The sequence below is a fragment of the Hyphomonas sp. ske169 genome, from assembly GCF_056850855.1.
The window spans coordinates 522,097-540,376 of sequence record NZ_CP096146.1 but is presented as its reverse complement, the minus strand read 5'-3'; the positions used below and the strand labels follow the sequence as shown (position 1 = coordinate 540,376).

The following is an 18,280-nucleotide window of genomic DNA, read 5'->3' as shown; positions in this document are numbered from 1 at the left end:
TAGAAACCCGGCACGTGATTCACGCACCGGGTTCGCTGGAAGTTGCAATTTGGATTGAGTTTAGCTCGTTGCAGCGCAAGATCCTGCAAAGCTCTTGAAATGATCATCCACACCGGGAAGGCTGAAAGTCATTTCGCCAAGACGGCTAACCGACATTGTTACTGGGCTGCCTGTGACCGCCGCGTTGTAAATTCTCTTGCCTTGCCAGCCTTTGGTCGAGATCAGAGTTTTAGCCGGGCGAATATAGAGCCAAGTTCCGTCTCTTTCTTCAGTCGTCTCGGTCTCGAGTGAGCCTTTGCGCGCGCGAAGTCCCGAAGTGCTTTTAATTTGCGTTTCGTCGACCGAGTTGCCGTTCAGGTAAACCGTTGCCTGAATCCCGACTTTTTCGGAACAGGTTAGCGCAACACTCGGACCAGCATCGGTCACAGTGTGAAGAAACGCCTTTCCGTTATTGTCCCCAAGAGTCCAAGTGCTCTCGGCATCGGCGGCGCTGGCGGTGAAAGAAATGGTGGTCGCAGCTAGGGCGAGTGCAGCACCGGTCTTGAGAAGATGTTTCATATCGTTCCTCTTGCATTGATTATTGATAAACAATAACAGCTTATCGAATAAAGGCAAGGTTACAATTGTGATAAATTTGCGATTTTTCGGTGCCTGGGCAGATAAACCTTTGTCAGAGCAGCCGAAATTTTGTTTGTAGGGACGAAGCTGGAGGCATGTCATGACAATTTATCTTGCTGGTTTAGCGCTGTTTTTCGGGGTGCACCTGTATTCAGCATTGCGGTCTCGTGAGACGGATAAGGATCTCAGGGAGCGAATGGGCTATGGGCCTTTTATGGGCGTTTACAGCCTGGTGTCGCTATTGGGTTTTGGTCTCATTATCTATGGTTTTGGAGCGACGCGTGGGGCAGGTGTGCTGTACACACCGCCATCTTGGCTCGCGCACATCAATTTGCTGCTCACTGTCCCGGCGCTTATTCTCCTGGTCGCATCGCAAGTGCCCGCCGGTTACATCAAAAAGGTGACGAAGCATCCGATGTTGCTCGCGGTGAAGCTTTGGGCGTTTGGACATTTGCTGGCAAATGGCGAACTCAACTCAGTGCTCTTGTTCGGAAGCTTTCTCGCATATGCGATTTTTGACCGCATCATGGTCAAGCGCCGCGGCGACAATGGCCCGGGCCCCGAAACGACGCTCAAACCGATGATGGACGTGCTAGCGGTCGGTATTGGTCTCGCCGTTTGGGCGGCATTTGCTTTGTGGTTGCACCCGATATTGTTCGGCGTCCACGCGATCCCGCAATAGAAGCTGCTGACAGATCTCTTGTCGTCACACTCTGGTCTGCTAAAGCGCAGATTGAAGTGAGTGTAGGGTGATATCATGTCAGCTCAGACAAAGATCCGGCGGAAAACCGTTAAAGACATCGCCAAAGCGAAAGGCGGAGAACCGCTGGTCTGCTTGACCGCTTATGATGCGCAAGTTGCCAGCATTCTCGACCCACTCTGCGATGTTCTTCTGGTTGGCGACAGTTTGGGAATGGTCGTCCACGGCATGGAATCGACCGTGGGCGTGACCTTGGAGATGATGATCCTGCATGGGCAGGCGGTGATGCGTGGATCATCCGAAGCCTTCGTCGTCGTCGACATGCCGTTCGGATCTTATGAGACCAATTCGGACCAGGCCTTTCTCAATGCCGCACGAATCATGCAGGAAACGGGCTGTCAGGCGGTCAAAATTGAGAGCGGAACCTATGCCGCCACACAGATTGCGCACATGGTCGAGCGCGGCATACCGGTCATGGGGCATGTCGGATTGCGCCCGCAAGCGATCAATGTCGATGGCGGCTTTCGCGCCAAAGGCCGAACCTCGAGCGAATGGGATCAAGCGATCGAAGAAGCGGTTGCGGCCGATCAGGCAGGCGCTTTTGCGATTGTCGTGGAAGGCGTGGCGCCTGAGCTTGCAAATGAGATTACAGCGGCGGTGTCGTGTCCAACGATCGGCATAGGCGCCTCTGCAGGCTGCGATGGTCAGATCCTAGTGACCAATGATCTATTGGGCATGACGGACTGGGTTCCGAAATTTGTGAAGAAAAATGCGGACCTAAAAACTGTGATCGGTGAAGCCGCAAAAACCTATGCCGACGAGGTGCGGTCGCGGGCTTTTCCTGGAGTAGCCCAGACCTACAAAGTGCGGAAAGCTGCAGACAGCTAACCTTGTCCGTTGCGGGCGCGGGCGGGCGCCGCTAGGGTGCGCTCGATTAAAGTAATTCAAAAGACTGGAGACCATTTTTGGCCGACATTTTTGAAGAAGTCGAAGAAGGTTTACGTCAGGATCGACTGACGGGCCTTTGGAAGAAATATGGGATCTTCGCCTATATCGCTGCCGCGCTGCTGATCGGCGGTGTGGCATTGAATGAGTATCTCCAAATCCAGGCGAAAAATACGGTCCAAGAGAACGCTCTGCGCCTCGAAGCGGCCCTCAATGAGGTCGATGCCCGAAACTACGAATCAGCCGCGACACAGCTGTCGGAACTGATTGCCGATGACATCACGCCCGCAACCGTGGCGGCGCACTATCTCGCCGGTGTGAGATTGGATGGAAATGGCGACGCGATAGCGGCGGCAGACGTATTGTCTTCCTCAGTGACCGATCTCGAAGACCCAACGGAAAAACTCGCCTTGATCAAATCAGCTTATCTAAAAGCCGATACAGTCAGCCGGAGTGAACTCGAGGGCATTCTGGCGCCGTTGACGAGTGGTGACGGACCATTTGCGGCGCTGGCAACAGAGCTGATTGCGGCGAAAGCTCTGCAAGATGGGGACGTGGATTTTGCCCGCCGCGAATTCGGTTTTTTGCGGCTTGCCCAAAATGCGCCACCTGGAGTGGTTACACGAGCTCAACAAGCGCTCGCCGCTCTGCCGCCTATCAGCGTCGACGTCGAGCCGACACCGAGCGAAGACCTAGAAACCCCTGCTGCGCCATCCGAAACGGAAAGCAGCACCGAGGAGACGCCTGAATGAACGCGCAATCATTACTCCGACTGACACTGGTATCGGTCTCTGTCCTCGGCCTCTCAGCCTGCTCGATCTTGGATCGCGGTAGCGCTCAAAGAAAAGCCGAAGAAGCCCTCGAAAAAGAGGGGCGGATCACCATGGTCCTGGGGGATGAAAGCCTGCAACCCGACCCGGAATTGGTGTCTGAAATCGTCACCTTGCCGCCGGCGCGCGATTTATCCGATGGTTGGCCACAAGCCGGTAGCCGCGCGAGCAAAGCCATCGGCCATATCAATGCTGCAAACGATTTGAAGGTGGCGTGGCGGTCGAATGTTGGCGCGGGCTCCAGCCGCTCATCAGCTTTGACAACGCCGCCTGTCGCGTCCGCGGATACGATTTATACAATTGACTCCAAGCAAGTGGTCACGGCGACCAATGCTACGAATGGCAATCGCCGGTGGAGCCAAAAATTAGATTCAGGCAGCCGTAGAGACAATGCGGGCATTGGCTCGGGCATCGGCCTTGAAGGCAATACATTGGTGATCGCGAGCGCTTACGGCTTCGTTGCTGCGTTGGATGCCAGCAATGGTAGCGAGATTTGGCGTACATCAACAGAAGCACCAATGACCGGATCGCCGACCATCAAGGATGGCCGGATTTTTGTCTCTTCAAACAATAATGAAGTTCTGGCTCTGAGCCTTGAAACTGGCGCCGTCCTGTGGAGCGATCAGGCGATAGCTGAATCTGCGCGCGTGCTCGGGTCTCCAAGCCCAGCGGCGGTCGAAGATATTGTTGTCGCGCCATATTCTTCTGGTGAAGTCATCGCTTATCTGGCTAGCAATGGTCGTCGGTTATGGGCGGAAGCATTGGCCAGCGTCGGGCAATTCACACCGATTTCTTCGATCAATGATATTGGTGGCCGTCCCATTCTCGGTGGCGGGCTTGTTTTTGCTGCCAGCCAATCGGGTGTCTTCGCTGCGATTGATGGACGGACAGGCAACCGAGTTTGGCAACAGCCGATTGGCACGACCCAAGCCCCTGCGCTTGCTGGTGAGTACTTGTTTATCATGGGCGTCGATGCCGAGCTTGCTTGTATCAAAGCAGGGACGGGCCAAGTCGTTTGGGTCAAAGACCTTGAAAAGTTCAGCAATGAGAAGAAACAAAAAGGTCGTTTGACCTATGCTGGACCGGTGATTGCGTCCGGCCGTGTGCTTGTTGCGTCCTCAAAAGGGGAGCTGATCGCCTTCGATCCGCAGACCGGTGATGAGACTGACCGCTTGAAAATTGGCGATCCTGTCTATATCGAGCCGATTGCTGTTCAGGACAAACTGATTGTCCTGACCGATGATGCGCGTTTGGTTGCTATTCGCTAAAGCGACTCCGGCGCGCAATCTGTTTTTCTGAGGCGCGCGCTATGCCGTTAAAAATTGCAATTGTTGGACGCCCCAATGTGGGCAAGTCGACCCTATTCAACCGCCTTGCGGGTAAACAATTGGCATTGGTCGATGACCAGCCAGGGGTCACCCGTGACCGGAAGGAAGCGGAAGGGCGACTAGCAGACCTGCCACTTATTCTGATCGACACGGCTGGTTTTGAAGACGTGAATGATGGCTCGCTGGAATCGCGTATGCGGGAACAGACTGAGATTGCCATTCGAGAAGCGGAACTGGCGCTCTTTCTGATCGACGCCCGCGTCGGCGTGACGGCAATGGATGAACGGTTTGCGCAACTCCTGCGCCGGGCCGACATGCCGATTGTCTTGGCCGCGAACAAAGCCGAAGGCCACGCCGGAGATGATGGTCTGTTGGAGGCTTGGAATCTCGGCCTTGGTGAGCCTGTTGGCCTGTCTGGGGCGCATGGCGAGGGCTTGTCTGATCTCTATGCCGGCATTCGTGAAGCGCTTGGCGAAGAAGCCTTTGAAGAAGCGCTGAAAGAAGAAGAGGCCGAAGAACAAGACACGTTCAATCACGGCATCCTGGACCAACTGGAAGGCTTGGACATGGATGACCCTTTCTTGAATGAGGCGAAACTCGAAGCCGCGTTTGAGAAAGCGGGCATTGATGATGAGGCTGAAGGCGAAGCGATCGCGGACGCTAAAGCCGAAACGAAAACCCGACCCATCCGGCTCGCCATCGTGGGCCGCCCAAATGCGGGTAAGTCGACCCTGATCAACCAATTGGTTGGAGAGCAGCGCATGCTAACCGGCCCTGAGGCCGGAATTACGCGCGATTCGGTTACCTTGCGTTGGGAATGGGAGGGACGCGAAGTCCGCCTCGTCGACACCGCTGGATTGCGCCGGAAGTCGAAAGTCCAAGAGCGGCTTGAAAAAATGTCGACTGGCGAGACGGTTCGCTCGCTGAAATATGCTGACGTCGTCGCCTTGGTTATGGACCCCGAAGACTCGTTCGAGAAACAAGATTTACAGATCGCCGATCTCGCTATTCGTGAAGGCCGGGCCGTGGTGTTCGTCGTCTCCAAATGGGATACGATCAAGAACCACGGAATGGCGATGAAAGAGCTGGAGCGGCGTCTGAAAGAGCACCTCCCGCAAGCTCGAGGTGCGGCATTGGTGATCCTGTCAGGGCTGACCGGAAAACGTGTCGAACGTCTGATGCCAGCGGTTGCAAAAGCCTATGATGATTGGTGCGCGCGGGTCAAAACGGGCGACCTAAATCGCTGGCTGCGCTACATGATCGAGCGTAACCCGCCGCCAAGCGTACAAGGCAAGCGAATCAAACCGCGTTACATGGCGCAAATCAAAGCGCGTCCGCCGACCTTTGTCTTGATTGCCTCGCGCGGCGACCAAATGCCGGAACAATATAAACGCTATCTCGTCAACGGATTGCGGGAAGCCTTTGAATTACCTGGCATTCCGCTCCGATTGATCGTGAAGCAAGGGGCCAATCCTTACGCCGACAAGGCGCGACGGAAGCACTAAAAGCTTGGTTTCACGGCGTAAACGCCACTTTAAGTAGTTTTGACGATATTGGGTCGAGAGAATCGACATGACCCATACTGCGGCCCAGACGATATTTGATGCGGTCGAACCCTCTGGTTCGAGCGATACACGTATGACTCAATTCTATGCGCAGCTGATTGCGGAGCATAGTACGGATGCGATTGCGATTCTGGATGCGGCGGCGCGGGTCGAATGGGTCAATCAGGCTTATGAAAACGCGACCGGGTATTCGTTCGAAGAAACAGTCGGTCGTATGCCGGGCGAAACGCTAACCGGCCCGAAAACCGATCGCGGGATCCTGCGGGAATTGATGCGGGCGGGGCCCGAACGTCGCTCTATCCGGCGCGAAGTGATCCAGTATCGAAAATCTGGTGAAGAATACTGTGCGGAAATCCTGCTGACGCCCATTGTGGGCGACGATGATGAAATCTCGCACTATTTGGTGGTCGCTCGCGATGTATCCGATCGCAAAGCGCTCGAACGAGACCGCGAGCTGGCGCGCCAGACCGAGCTGCTCAGACAGGCTGAGCGTCGTGTTTTGGCGAAAACGACGGAATGGCTGTACGCAGCGCGATCCCTGGAAGATCTATATGAAGTGGTTGAATGCTGTGCGCCAAAGCTGATGCCAATGAGCAGCGGCGCCCTCTACATTTACTCAAATTCTCGCGACATTCTAGAACTTGCCGTGTCTTGGGGAGAGATGCCGCCGCCTAACTATATCGAACCTGATGATTGCTGGGCGCTGCGCCGCGGCCGAGCCTATCATTTTGGGACCGAGGAAATCGAATTCCCATGCGGGCACTTTCACGAGGAGGTCGATTCTTCGTTTTGTTTGCCGCTGCTCGCTCATGGCGAAACCATCGGTATGTTGTGGTGCCATGCGAGTCAGGAGGATTCTGAACAAGTCCTCGATCATGCGCGATTTTGGGACGTCGCCTTGATGTTGGGCGAGCAGGTCAGTCTGACGATTGCGAATGTTCGCCTGCGTCAAGAATTGCAGGACCGCTCGATCAAGGACCCGCTTACCGGACTTTGGAATCGCCGATATTTCCTTGATAGTTTGCGCCGCGAAAAAGCCCGAGCTGATAGTAATGAGCTTGGGTTTGCAATGATCTCAATCGATATCGATCATTTCAAACGGTTCAATGATCACCATGGTCATGATGCTGGAGACCTTGTGCTGCGGCGCGTCTCGACGGAACTTGTTGAAGCTGCGGGCGTGGCGGGGATTGTCTGCCGGGTTGGCGGCGAAGAGCTTGCCGTGATTTGTCCTGACTTGGACGAACAGGCAGCGATGGTGCTCGCGAATAAACTGCACAATTCGATCAAACGCTTAGAGATTGTCTATCAGGGGGAAATCCTGCCTTGCGTGACCTTTTCGGCGGGCGTCGCAACCTATCCGTCCGACCACAGTTCGATTGATGATCTGATGCGAAACGCAGACAACGCGCTGTATCAAGCCAAGCGTGCTGGGCGTGATCGCATTATCGCTTACAAAAATGATGACGCGCAGCGTTGGGTCCTTGCGAAAGAGACGCGCCGCTAGAGCTGTTAGAGCAATTCTCTGACATCGATGCGCGCATTGTGGCGGTTCTCGGAGGCTTCCAAAAGCGGCACCATATGCGCGGCGACAGCGTCAGGTGCAGGCAAGGTCATAGGATCTTCGCCCGGCATGGCGTCAGCGCGCATCTGGGTTCGGGTCGCGCCGGGATCGAAGAGATTTACCCGCAGCGATGTTTGCTCATTCTCTTCCGCCCAAGCGTGAACCAGTGCTTCAAGCCCGGCTTTAGAGGCTTGATAAGGCCCCCAAAACGCGCGTGGGCGCGGCACGACGCCTGAAGTCACGAACAGTGCGCGCGGGGTGTCCGACCGCCGCAAAAGCGGATCCATCACGCGGATCAATCGCCAGTTAGCGTTGAGGTTCACATCGATGGTCTCATTGAATTGACGCTCGCCGCCAGCTTGCAGTGGCCCAATCGTGCCGAGCACGCCGGCATTTGCCAGAAGGCCATCCAACCGGCCGAACTTTTCAGCGATCGCGTGACCAAGTGGCTCGAACGCGCTGGCGTCTTTTAGATCAAATGGGATCAGCGTCATCGATCCGCCTTGGCTGCGGATCTCATCGTCTAAAGCTTCGAGGGCCTTTTTTGATCGCGCCAGTCCAATGACATGATGGCCAGCTTTGGCGAGTGCGAGACTGGCGGCATGGCCAATGCCCTGCGACGCGCCAGTAACGAGAGTGATGCGTTTATCCATGCGCGCGCCGTAGCGAAGCTTCGGGGACTAGTCCAGCAGCGAAAGCTGTCTTTCTTTGCTGCTTTCATTCTGATCATGGTCGATCAAACGGGTTGGGTAATCGCCGGTGAAACAATGGTCGGCAAATGCCGGTGTTTCAGCATCATAATCGACACCGATGGCGCGATACAGCCCGGGCACAGAGAGGAAGCCAAGGCTTTCGACGTTCAGGTATTCCCGCATCTCTTCCAGCGAGTGATTGGCGGCGATTAATTCTGTTCGGTCGGCCATGTCGATGCCGTAGAAATCTTGATGCGTGATCGGCGGGCTGGCTGAACGGAAATGAATCTCTTTTGCGCCCGCATCGCGAACCATTTGAACGATCTTGCGAGACGTGTTGCCGCGGACGATTGAATCATCGACGAGCAAAACCCGTTTGCCTTCCAGGACCGCGCGGTTCGGTGAGTGCTTTCGTGAGACCGCTTTTTGGCGGCCCGTTTGGGTCGGTTGAATGAAGGTTCGCCCGACATAGTGCGAGCGAATGATGCCGAGCTGGAACGGGATTCCAGAATGCTCTGAAAACCCAATCGCTGCCGGAACACCAGAATCGGGAACCGGTACGACAACATCAATCTCGGCCGGGTGTTCGACTGCCAGCTGATGCCCCATCTTCCGCCGAACTTCATAGACCGAACGGCCCTGCACGATACTGTCGGGGCGCGCGAAATAAACATATTCAAACAAGCACGGCCGGACCGGACGTGATGGGAATGGATTATAAGACTGAATACCTTCGCTGGTGATGATCACCACTTCGCCAGGATCAATCTCACGCACCAATTCAGCGCCCATCAGATCGAGTGCACAGGTTTCAGAGGCGAGAACAAAGGCGCCATTGATCTGGCCCAAGACCAAGGGGCGAAGGCCAGATGGATCGCGGGCCCCGATCAGCTTTTTATTGGTCATGCCGACAAAAGAAAATCCGCCTTCGATTTGGCGGATTGCATCTAGGAAACGGTCTGAAACGGTGTCTTGGTCACTGCGAGCGAGAAGATGTAAAATCACCTCTGTGTCCATGGTCGATTGGAAAATCGAGCCGCGGCTCACGAGTTTCTTTCGCAGGGCTCGGGCATTGGTGAGATTGCCATTGTGCGCAATTGCAAACCCGCCAGTGTCGAGATCCGCATAGATCGGCTGAATGTTCCGTACGGCCGGCTTGCCTTGCGTCGAATAGCGATTGTGTCCGATGCCAACATGACCCGGGAGACGCTCGGAAACATCGCCGCCAAAATTCTCACCAACCAGACCCATATGGCGCTCGCCATGGAATCGCTCGCCGTCAAATGTTGTGATGCCGCAAGCTTCTTGGCCGCGATGCTGAAGTGCATGCAATCCGAGGGCAACGAGAAGAGAGGCTTGGGGGTGGCCGAATACGCCGACTACGCCGCATTCCTCGCGGGGCTTGTCGTCATCATGGTCAAAGAGCATTCGACTAAACCTCGCGATCTATTCGTGGGCGGATTATTCTGCCCTGTCTTCCCCGTCAAGGTTCGATGTCTGTGCGGTCCGTTCGGCGAGCTCTGGCGCGCGTTCGCCGAGATAGTTCGCCCCCGCCGCAATCAGAGGATAAGTCCTTGCTTGGGTTACGAATTCTGGAATTTGATCTCGGTCCATCGCGAGGTTGAGAAGATAGACGAAGAAAATCAAGACGACCCCGCCGCGGGCAAATCCGAACAGGCCGCCAGCGACGCGGTCAAGCAAACCGATTCCATCGACACCTTGGATTGTTCTTGAGAGGTTCGCGCCAAACCAGGCGACAGCAACATAGACCAATAAGAATACGACAACGAAAATTATCGCGTCAGGTAACCAAGCCGGAGAATCAGCGGGCAGCAATGCATCGAGCTGAGTAACGAAAAACTTGCGAGCAAAGAAGGCGGCGGCGATGGCAGCGATAAATGCGCCCAAAGTCGCCAGTTCTCGCATGAATCCGCGAGCAAGTGCCATGAGCGTGGAGATGATGACGATCACGATCGCCACGGCATCAAAGGCTGTAAGGGCTTCCATCATTGGCCAGCTTCCGGCGCGATCAACTCTACTAAGTCAGATAGGCGCTTGATCGGGCTAATCGTCAAGCCTTCAATCGCGGTTGGACTGCCTTCAGGAACATATGCTCGCTCAAATCCGAGCCGCGCCGCTTCTTTCAGGCGTTGCTCCATTCTCGCAACCGGACGCACCGCACCGGACAGTGCGACTTCGCCAAAGTAGATCGATTTTGACGGGCCCGGGTTTCCAGATGCCGAAGTCAGAAGCGCCGCCGCTGCCGCAAGATCACCAGCAGGTTCCGCAATCCGGTAGCCGCCCGCCACAGAAAGATAAACATCCCGGCCGCCTAGAGAAACGCCGCATCGCGCTTCCAAAACCGCGAGCAACATGGCGAGCCGATTGCTGTCCCAGCCGACAATGGAGCGCCTCGGCGTCCCATAGGCAGACGGCGCGACCAGCGCTTGCACTTCTGCCAACACAGGGCGAGAGCCCTCCATCGCCGCAAATACAGCTGCGCCACCGGCATCATCATGTTCAGACGATAAAAAGAGGGCCGAAGGCTCGCGCGCGGGGGCGAGCCCATATTGATGCATCTCGAAGATGCCGATCTCGTCGGTTGGGCCAAACCGGTTCTTGACCGCGCGCAGGATCCGAAACTGGTGGCCGCGCTCGCCTTCAAAATAAAACACAGTATCGACCATATGTTCGACTACGCGGGGACCAGCGATTTGACCTTCTTTAGTGACATGGCCGACTAGGATCAGCGCAGCGCCTGAGGTTTTCGCCCATCGGGTCAGTTCCTGGCCGCAGGCGCGGACTTGGCTGACACTGCCGGGTGCGGCTTCTAAACTGTCAGACCACATGGTTTGGATCGAATCGATGACGACGAAATCGGGTTTGGCGGATTTCAGCGCGGCGAGCACCTTGCGTAGATCGGTTTCAGTCGCGAGTTGCACAGGGCTATCTGCGACTTTTAAGCGTCGTGCGCGATCTTGGATTTGCGCTGTGGCTTCCTCGCCCGACACGTAAACTGAAGTCAGGCCATTACGGGCAAGGCGCGCAGCGACTTGCAAGAGCAGCGTCGACTTGCCGATCCCTGGGTCCCCGCCAATGAGCGTGGCGCTTGAGGGCACAATCCCGCCGCCGAACACGCGATCAAGTTCATCGACGCCCAGCACGATCCGCTCTGGCGGCGCGTCATCGCCATCCAATGCCGTGAACTTGGCCTTGCTTGTTCGCTTCGCGCCAGACTTTGGCGCCTTCAGCCCGCCGGGTGGTCCAGAGCCTGCCTCCTCGGTCAGTGTGTTCCATTCGCCGCACGCATCGCAGCGCCCAGACCATTTGGAATGGACGGCGCCGCAAGATTGGCAAACGAAGACAGACTTAGCCATGCTTAAAGTGGTTAGCGAGGTCCGCCCAAGAGTGGAAGGGGAGAGTTACTGTTTTGAATAGTTGCAGATGTTACAGTTGTAGTAACAAAAAGTTCATATTGTTTTTCGATAAAGTGTGTTATGACCTGAGTCACAGGGAAGAGAGGAAACAGCGACAACCCTCAATAGGAGGAAATAGAATTATGTTTTCCAAAACTCTGACCACCGCCCTCGTTGCAGTTTCAGCAAGTGCGCTTCTTCCGGCCCTCGCCGCCACGAAAACCGCAACTCAAGAAAAGCAGATGGAAATCTCGCTTAGCGGCTATGATCTCGCAAATGCTGCGGATGCTTCAAAAGTGTTTGAGATGATTAATGCCGCCTCTAAGCGCGTTTGCCGTGATGCCGGGACGCGTGAAACCCTACGCGGGCGCCTGGATGAAAGGAGATGTCGCGTCGATGCCGTTATCAAAGCGGTGGCTTCGATCAATGCGCCTCAACTCACCGAAATCATGCACGATAAAATGGACAATTAAGTCGCCTGATCCTCGTCACTTGAAGAGGGCGCGCTTTATTTTGAGCGCCCTCTCGATTTTCTGCCAGGTCTGTCGCACTGTGTCGGCTGAGACAGGAGATCTGCGATGAGAATGCAAGAGCGGGGGCGTCCGTGGGAGGACATTCAGCAAGACATGCAGGCGCGCGGCGCGTCTGATGCGAAATGGCGCGACGGCCGCACAGCCGTTTACGTCTTCAATGCGGGCGAAGAGATCGCAGCGATCCAAAAAGAGGCCTATGCAGCCTTCATGTCTGAAAACGGCTTAGGGCCGCTGGCCTTTCCGTCGCTTGCGCAAATGGAAAAAGACGTCGTATCGATGGGGCTTGGCCTTTTGCACGGGCCCGAAGGCAGCACAGGTGCGATGACGTCAGGCGGCACAGATTCCATCACCATGGCGATTAAAACAGCCCGCGATTATGCCCGCTCAAACGGCCGGGCGCGCGAGAGGTGCAATATCGTCCTGCCATTCTCGGCGCATCTTGCCTTTGATAAAGCGGCCCACTTGATGGACATCGAAGTGCGCCGGATCCCGATCAAAACCGATGGCACTTTTGAAGCCGATGTCGAGGCGATGTCTGAGGCCTGCGATACCGATACGGTTATGATCGTTGGTTCGGCTCCAAATTTTCCGCATGGCATCATCGATCCGATTGAAGCGCTGAGTGAAGTCGCTATTGCGAAAGGGCTTTGGTTACATGTGGACGCCTGTGTTGGCGGCTATTTCGCGCCCTTTGCGCGCATGAATGGGGTGCCGGTTCCGCCCTTCGATTTTGAGGTTGATGGGGTCCACTCAATGAGTGCGGACCTGCACAAATATGGCTATGCAGCCAAAGGCGCGTCGACGGTCCTATTTCGGTCTGAGGCGCTGTTTGCCCATATGCCCTTTGATATGAACGAATGGTCTGGGGCGCCGATGAAAACACCGACGCTGGCGGGCACTCGGCCCGGCGGCGCCATCTCAGCGGCCTGGGCGGTGATGAACCATCTCGGGATTGAGGGCTATAAGCGCCTGCAAGGCCAAGTCTGCGCGACTCGGGAACGCGTTGAGGACGGCGTCAAACGGCTGGGGTTTGAGGTTTTGGGCAATCCGATGCTCGGTCTGATCGCGTTCCGGCATCCTGATCATCATGCCTTTGCGATTTATGGCGAAATATACCGCCGCGGCTGGTTCACCTCTGTGACCAAGTCCCCGCCGAGTCTGCATTTAATGTTATCCCCCAAACACGCCGATTTCATTGATGAATATCTGGCGGATTTGGAGGCAAGCCTTGCTGCCGTTGCGGCTGCAGATGACGCAGAAAAACTGAAAGTCGACGCGCGTTACAGCTGATCTGCAAAAAATCGATTTCTGCATTGGACAAGCGCGGGCAGGGGAGCTAATAGACCGCTTCCCTGTTTGGCCTGCCCGGGTAGCTCAGGGGTAGAGCAGCGGATTGAAAATCCGCGTGTCGGTGGTTCAAATCCGCCCCCGGGCACCAGAACATTTGTGAAAATCAATAAAATCAATGTGTTGCAGGACAAAAGTGTCCCACTTTTCGAGACGCTTTAAAAAAGTGGGACACTTTTGTTCTAGATGAGTTCTGGGGGCCATGTGATGCCAAGTGACGTTCGGTGTTGGTCGGAGATGCTTGGCTTTGTACAACATTCGTGAAAACTGGTTTTGGCTGAGACGCGAGCATCTGTGGACGGCGCCCCCTTGGCAAGAGTTTTTAGTTGGTCATATGCAGGTTGGCCGTTAGCGGGCATCTGTTCGGCCTGTTAGAGCGGCTTTCAGACGCCGCTGGCCATCATGCGTTCCGCAAGATGAGGTTCCTTACAAAAGCACGCACTCCAAGGTGCTGGCTCGCGAGTGGATTGTCCTCACTTGTCAGAAACTCCGGTTCTGCATGACCTCCTTTATGCTCTCACCAATCTCGTTTGCGCCTGATCAGCGCGGCGACTTTATGCCGGCATTAGTTTTGCCGGGTTGAACTTCTCTCCTTTGACCATGAGGGCCCAGATCATTCGGCCCATCTTGTTGGCCATAGCGATCGCGACCACCATCATCGGTTTACGCTCCAGCAAACGGCTGAGCCATGGATGCCGGGTGAAGCCGAGCTGTTTGGCTCGGATGATCATCGACATCGCGCCAGCGACTAGTAAGCGCCTGAGCTCCGGGTTGCCCTTCTTGGTGATCTTCCCGAGCCGCTCTCGCCCACCACTGGAATGCTGTTTAGGCACAAGCCCGACCCAGGCGGAGAAGGCGCGACCGGATTTGAAGATCCCCGGATCGGGTACTTCAGCAACCACGCGTGTTGCGATGACCGGTCCGACGCCGGGTATCGTTTCCAGCCGCTGGCAGATGGAGTTGGCTCTGTGGGCTTTGAGGATCTTGCGATCAGTTTCCAGGATTTGCCGCTTCACGTGTCGGAGCTCATTGGCGAGTGGCATCAGACACTCCCGCGCCAGATCGGGGATGCGACCATCCTGATCGTCAGCCAGCGTGTCGAGGATGGCTTCAACACCCATCCGACCCCTGGCAGCGACGATCCCGAACTCAGCCAAGTAACCCCGCAATGTGTTGATCAGCCGGGTCGATAAGCGCACCCAATGATCACGAACACCATGCAGAGCAAGCAGTGCTTGTTGATCTGGTGTTTTGATCGGCACGAACCGCATGGTTGGCCGGGTGACTGCTTCGCAAATCGCTTCCGCATCACGCATATCGTTCTTCTGGCTCTTGAGATACGGCTTCACAAACTGGGGCGCCATCAGCTTCACTTCATGCCCAAGAGCCTTCAGTTCACGACCCCAATAATGCGCCGTTGCGCAGGCTTCCATGCCAATCAGGCACGGCTCCAACTGATTGAAATAGGCGAGGACTCGCGACCGGCTGAGTTTGCGTCGGACAACAACTTCACCCTCCGCGTTGATCCCGTGAACCTGAAAAACCGACTTGGCTAAATCTAAGCCGATAACTGTGATACTCTTATCCATAGGCGTGCTCCTAATGTTGGCGGTGTGGATACCTTCACATTACCAGCTCAACAGAGCTGGGTGGGGCACGCCGTCCACAGCATCAAAAGCAGACATTAGATGAGCGGCTTGATACGCCCGATACTGTTGAAAAACTCCGAGTCAAAATGGCCGAATTCTGATTCAGTGATTTTCGTGCAGATCGAGGAGATGCGCGATGATGGGACGATTGGAAGAAGACGCTGCAAAGCTCTTCTATGAGTTCTCACTGGATAAGATGGTTCCGGCGGATCACTTGCTTAGAAAGATTGACCGGTTCCTCGACTTCGATGACATCCGAGCGCACTTGAAGCCGTTCTACAGTCACACCGGTCGACCCTCGGTTGACCCTGAACTGATGTGCCGGATACTGATTGTTGGATACTGCTATGGTATCAGATCAGAACGCCGGTTGTGCGAAGAGGTCCATTTGAACCTCGCCTATCGATGGTTCTGCAGGCTTGGGATCGAAGATCCGATCCCAAACCATTCCACGTTTTCCAAAGCGCGCCACGGCCGCTTCCGTGAGAGCGATCTCTTTCGGAAATTGTTCGAGCAAGTGGTGTTCAGCTGTATGTCCGAAGGCCTGGTCAAAGGCGAAGGCTTTGCAGTTGATGCCAGCATGATCCGCGCCGATGCGAGTGAGGACAATGCCGTTGAGGCCGGAGAACTGATTGACTGGTCTGATCCGAAGATCGCGTCTCGTCCAGTCACAGAATATCTCGACGCGATTGATCAAGACGGCACGCCGCGTAAGAAGATCTCGCTGACTGATCCAACCGCGCGTTGGACGGCTGCGATCGGCGGACAGGCCCGATTTACCTGGGCGACCAACTACCTTCTGGATGTCGAGACATCCGTTATCGTCGATGTCGAACCAACACCGGCCTATCGCAAAGCCGAGGTTGAAGCGGCGAAGACGATGATCGACCGAACCGAGGATCGGTTTGGATTAAAACCGAAGCGCCTGATGGGAGACGGCGCATATGGCGCTGCTGAAATCGTCGCCTGGATGGTCGATGAGAAGCATATCGAACCCCATGTTGCGCTGCTCGAGCCACCAGGTGCGCCGACGACAAACTTCACGATCAAAGACTTCGTCTACGACAAGGAGGAAGACGTCTTCACCTGTCCGAACGGTAAAGAGCTTCGTCATCAGAGACGCAACTATAAGGTCCCTCGATCCGGTGTGACCAAAGATAAGAAGCGGATGTACAGATCGAGCAGCTCAGACTGCGCCGTCTGTCCGCTTAAACAAAAGTGCTGCCCGAACGCGCGCAACAAACGCGTTGGTCGATCGATCTATGAACATGCCAGAGACGAAGTGAAACGACTGCGGGAAACTCCCGAATACGAACAATCCAGGCGGGATCGAAAGAAGGTCGAGATGAGCTTCGCGCATCTGAAACGCCTGCACGGCCTGCGCCGATTACGGTTGCGAGGCCCCACTGGGGCCAATGACGAATTTCTCCTCGCCGCAACAACTCAAAACCTCAGAAAACTCGCTAAATACGCCCCAAAACCGTCTACCAAACTCGCAAACGCCGCTTAGAGCCGGCAACGGCAGCGAACACCCTGCAGATAAAGACCGCCACAGGAAATCGGATCGGAGGGTGACCAAAATCGGCACCGACTTTTTCAACGGAATTGTCCTAAACCGGACGCTCAGGCGTTCTTCGAAGCAACTAGAGCGTATCTGCGTTTGCTGATGGAATGATGAGGACATTGAGTATTAGGATCGTCTCTGTCGTTCAACCTCACGTAGCTTTTCTATTAGAGATGCGAGCCTGTCGGGGACTGGCATGGCAGAAATCTTTAAACCCATAGTGTCTTCAAGCCTGGAATGGCGTCCACCGCTTTCGTGGAATTTCGGTTGGCTCGAAGGTTTTGAGCTTGCTTCGCGTTTGTCGTCTTCCACACTTTATCTCTTTTTGGATTCAGGCCTCTCAGTCGGAGAAGCGGCGAGTAGCGTTGTCCGATAGGAAAATGGGGAGCGACCCGTCCACCTCTTAAAAGCACGCCGGAACGCTCGCTCATCTGCATAACCCAGAGATGACGCAATCGCGCCGATACCAATCTCTGCATTCTCAAGTAACTCTTTTGCTCGACGTTCTCGCACTTGATCCATAATGTGTTGTATCGTGGTTCCACGTGCTGCAACCAAGCGCTGGGCCGTGCGCAAACTCATGTTGGCCGCTATGGCAGCTGCCCGAGCGCTAAAGATGCCAATTAGTGCATTCTCTTGCACAGCATCTCTGAACTTCGAAAACTCATCGCGATCGGTGGTTTGCTCGTTCTCGCGCTTTGTGAGTGCAATATGTGTCTCAGCAAATCGAAACAGCTTTAGATTAGCTTGCCGCACTGGCGCGTCTAAAAACGTTGAATCGAATACGAGCCCTGTTTGCTCGTCAAGAAACTCGACTGAACCGCCGAAGAATTCTTCATAATGGCCCAGGTCACAGAACGGAGCGTGTGCAAATTCTGCCCCAATGATACATGATTTTAAGCCGAGTATGTCTGTGAATAATCTTGCCGCCAAAGCCGCTCCACATTCGGCTGAACGTCCTCCATCGATACTGTCCAACGGATGACGCGAGACCAAGTAAGATTTCTCTTTACCTTCGATAAATTCAAGCTGAAGTCGGCTGGTTATGGTTGTGCTATGGCGCGAGAACAGCTTCAAAGCCTGACGCAGGTTTTCAGCGAACTGGACCGCGTGAGCGAGCCCTCCAAAGAAAGAGAAGGGGGCGCCGCGCGCCATTTCAAGCACGGTAGGCTCGTTTGGAAATTTTTCCCCTATGAGGTTCCATAGTTTTGGCAAGAAGTCTTCGCTGACGGAGGCCGAGGGGTTCATAGCCTCATGGCAAGTTACTCCCGTCGCAGCCAGGATTTCATCCTCACTTATGTCTCGTGACAGCGCGAATGCCACGATCGTCGCTGCTGCCCCAGGATTTAGCATTGGTGCGCCGCTATTCGTGAGGGAGGTGCGGTGTCGATTAATTGACAAGCTCTTTCAGCAAGGTCGCACAGTGGGGGCATAAGGCCAGCACCGATGAGCTTGTTTACGCCTTCGATTTCAAAAAATAGCGATACCCACGGCTTAATCATTGCGCGTTTAAACAAGAGCTTGCCTGC

General features: G+C 55.1%; 16 protein-coding genes and 1 tRNA gene. 10 read left to right on the top strand and 7 right to left on the bottom strand.

Annotated features, from left to right (window positions below; genetic code table 11):
• Positions 1-60: 60 nt before the first annotated feature.
• Positions 61-720: a hypothetical protein gene (locus MY069_RS02590; protein WP_482795520.1), complete on the bottom strand. Its 660-nt coding sequence runs from the start codon at positions 718-720 to the stop codon at positions 61-63.
• Between MY069_RS02590 and MY069_RS02585 the strand changes: the two genes are divergently transcribed.
• From MY069_RS02585 to MY069_RS02560, 6 genes are all read left to right on the top strand, one after another.
• A complete protein-coding gene (locus MY069_RS02585) occupies positions 719-1,300 on the top strand; it encodes an NnrU family protein (protein WP_482795519.1) in 582 nt (193 codons plus the stop codon). The genes MY069_RS02590 and MY069_RS02585 overlap by 2 nt on opposite strands.
• A gap of 75 nt (positions 1,301-1,375) precedes the next feature.
• A complete protein-coding gene (gene panB / locus MY069_RS02580; protein WP_482795518.1) occupies positions 1,376-2,206 on the top strand; it encodes a 3-methyl-2-oxobutanoate hydroxymethyltransferase in 831 nt (276 codons plus the stop codon).
• A 77-nt stretch (positions 2,207-2,283) separates the two neighbouring features.
• Positions 2,284-3,015, top strand: coding sequence for a hypothetical protein (locus MY069_RS02575; protein WP_482795517.1), 732 nt, complete (start codon positions 2,284-2,286; stop codon positions 3,013-3,015).
• Entirely contained in the window at positions 3,012-4,361 is a 1,350-nt protein-coding gene (locus tag MY069_RS02570) for an outer membrane protein assembly factor BamB family protein (protein ID WP_482795516.1), read from the top strand. The genes MY069_RS02575 and MY069_RS02570 overlap by 4 nt, the downstream gene beginning before the upstream one ends.
• A 41-nt stretch (positions 4,362-4,402) precedes the next feature.
• Positions 4,403-5,926 carry a ribosome biogenesis GTPase Der gene (der, locus tag MY069_RS02565; RefSeq protein WP_482795515.1) on the top strand — a complete coding sequence of 508 codons (1,524 nt, stop codon included), beginning with the start codon at positions 4,403-4,405 and terminating at the stop codon, positions 5,924-5,926.
• 67 nt (positions 5,927-5,993) lie between these two features.
• Complete coding sequence (locus MY069_RS02560) at positions 5,994-7,493, top strand: bifunctional diguanylate cyclase/phosphodiesterase (RefSeq protein ID WP_482795514.1); 1,500 nt, start codon at positions 5,994-5,996, stop codon at positions 7,491-7,493.
• A gap of 5 nt (positions 7,494-7,498) precedes the next feature.
• Here MY069_RS02560 and MY069_RS02555 read toward each other — a convergent pair whose 3' ends face one another.
• From MY069_RS02555 to radA, 4 genes are read right to left on the bottom strand one after another with little or no spacing between them, the layout of a single operon-like run.
• On the bottom strand, positions 7,499-8,203 hold the full coding sequence (locus MY069_RS02555; RefSeq protein WP_482795513.1) for an SDR family NAD(P)-dependent oxidoreductase: 705 nt from the start codon (positions 8,201-8,203) through the stop codon (positions 7,499-7,501).
• A gap of 27 nt (positions 8,204-8,230) precedes the next feature.
• The gene (gene purF / locus MY069_RS02550) at positions 8,231-9,670 is read right to left on the bottom strand and encodes an amidophosphoribosyltransferase (RefSeq protein WP_482795512.1); all 1,440 of its coding nucleotides are present in this window, start codon (positions 9,668-9,670) and stop codon (positions 8,231-8,233) included.
• Between the two features lie 33 nt (positions 9,671-9,703).
• Positions 9,704-10,252, bottom strand: a complete 549-nt coding sequence (locus tag MY069_RS02545; RefSeq protein ID WP_482795511.1) for a CvpA family protein — start codon at positions 10,250-10,252, stop codon at positions 9,704-9,706.
• Complete coding sequence (gene radA, locus MY069_RS02540; protein WP_482795510.1) at positions 10,249-11,619, bottom strand: DNA repair protein RadA; 1,371 nt, start codon at positions 11,617-11,619, stop codon at positions 10,249-10,251. The genes MY069_RS02545 and radA overlap by 4 nt, the downstream gene beginning before the upstream one ends.
• Positions 11,620-11,801: 182 nt before the next feature.
• Between radA and MY069_RS02535 the strand changes: the two genes are divergently transcribed.
• The 3 genes from MY069_RS02535 to MY069_RS02525 all read left to right on the top strand — a co-directional run bounded on the left by MY069_RS02535 (position 11,802) and on the right by MY069_RS02525 (position 13,629).
• On the top strand, positions 11,802-12,131 hold the full coding sequence (locus tag MY069_RS02535; protein ID WP_482795509.1) for a UrcA family protein: 330 nt from the start codon (positions 11,802-11,804) through the stop codon (positions 12,129-12,131).
• A 105-nt stretch (positions 12,132-12,236) separates the two neighbouring features.
• Positions 12,237-13,481 (top strand): pyridoxal phosphate-dependent decarboxylase family protein, encoded by a 1,245-nt coding sequence (locus MY069_RS02530; RefSeq protein ID WP_482795508.1) that lies wholly within the window; start codon positions 12,237-12,239, stop codon positions 13,479-13,481.
• Positions 13,482-13,554: 73 nt separating this feature from the next.
• Positions 13,555-13,629 (top strand) — tRNA-Phe (locus tag MY069_RS02525).
• Between the two features lie 463 nt (positions 13,630-14,092).
• Here the strand turns inward: MY069_RS02525 and MY069_RS02520 are convergent.
• Positions 14,093-15,127 carry an IS110 family RNA-guided transposase gene (locus MY069_RS02520; RefSeq protein ID WP_482795507.1) on the bottom strand — a complete coding sequence of 345 codons (1,035 nt, stop codon included), beginning with the start codon at positions 15,125-15,127 and terminating at the stop codon, positions 14,093-14,095.
• Between the two features lie 196 nt (positions 15,128-15,323).
• Here MY069_RS02520 and MY069_RS02515 point away from each other — a divergent pair, with 196 nt between their 5' ends.
• Positions 15,324-16,697, top strand: a complete 1,374-nt coding sequence (locus tag MY069_RS02515; RefSeq protein WP_482795506.1) for a transposase — start codon at positions 15,324-15,326, stop codon at positions 16,695-16,697.
• Between the two features lie 369 nt (positions 16,698-17,066).
• On the opposite strand, the gene MY069_RS02510 is transcribed toward MY069_RS02515, so the two are convergent.
• Positions 17,067-18,104 carry a helix-turn-helix transcriptional regulator gene (locus tag MY069_RS02510; protein WP_482795505.1) on the bottom strand — a complete coding sequence of 346 codons (1,038 nt, stop codon included), beginning with the start codon at positions 18,102-18,104 and terminating at the stop codon, positions 17,067-17,069.
• Positions 18,105-18,280: the final 176 nt, after the last annotated feature.

Coding starts and splice junctions, on each gene's coding strand:
- MY069_RS02510 (WP_482795505.1), bottom strand. CDS start 18,104: ATGCTAAATCCTGGGGCAGCAGCGACGATCGTGGCATTCGCGCTGTCA.
- MY069_RS02545 (WP_482795511.1), bottom strand. CDS start 10,252: ATGATGGAAGCCCTTACAGCCTTTGATGCCGTGGCGATCGTGATCGTC.
- MY069_RS02560 (WP_482795514.1), top strand. CDS start 5,994: ATGACCCATACTGCGGCCCAGACGATATTTGATGCGGTCGAACCCTCT.
- MY069_RS02515 (WP_482795506.1), top strand. CDS start 15,324: ATGATGGGACGATTGGAAGAAGACGCTGCAAAGCTCTTCTATGAGTTC.
- purF (WP_482795512.1), bottom strand. CDS start 9,670: ATGCTCTTTGACCATGATGACGACAAGCCCCGCGAGGAATGCGGCGTA.
- radA (WP_482795510.1), bottom strand. CDS start 11,619: ATGGCTAAGTCTGTCTTCGTTTGCCAATCTTGCGGCGCCGTCCATTCC.
- MY069_RS02570 (WP_482795516.1), top strand. CDS start 3,012: ATGAACGCGCAATCATTACTCCGACTGACACTGGTATCGGTCTCTGTC.
- MY069_RS02535 (WP_482795509.1), top strand. CDS start 11,802: ATGTTTTCCAAAACTCTGACCACCGCCCTCGTTGCAGTTTCAGCAAGT.
- MY069_RS02590 (WP_482795520.1), bottom strand. CDS start 720: ATGACATGCCTCCAGCTTCGTCCCTACAAACAAAATTTCGGCTGCTCT.
- MY069_RS02530 (WP_482795508.1), top strand. CDS start 12,237: ATGAGAATGCAAGAGCGGGGGCGTCCGTGGGAGGACATTCAGCAAGAC.
- der (WP_482795515.1), top strand. CDS start 4,403: ATGCCGTTAAAAATTGCAATTGTTGGACGCCCCAATGTGGGCAAGTCG.
- MY069_RS02585 (WP_482795519.1), top strand. CDS start 719: ATGACAATTTATCTTGCTGGTTTAGCGCTGTTTTTCGGGGTGCACCTG.
- MY069_RS02555 (WP_482795513.1), bottom strand. CDS start 8,203: ATGGATAAACGCATCACTCTCGTTACTGGCGCGTCGCAGGGCATTGGC.
- panB (WP_482795518.1), top strand. CDS start 1,376: ATGTCAGCTCAGACAAAGATCCGGCGGAAAACCGTTAAAGACATCGCC.
- MY069_RS02520 (WP_482795507.1), bottom strand. CDS start 15,127: ATGGATAAGAGTATCACAGTTATCGGCTTAGATTTAGCCAAGTCGGTT.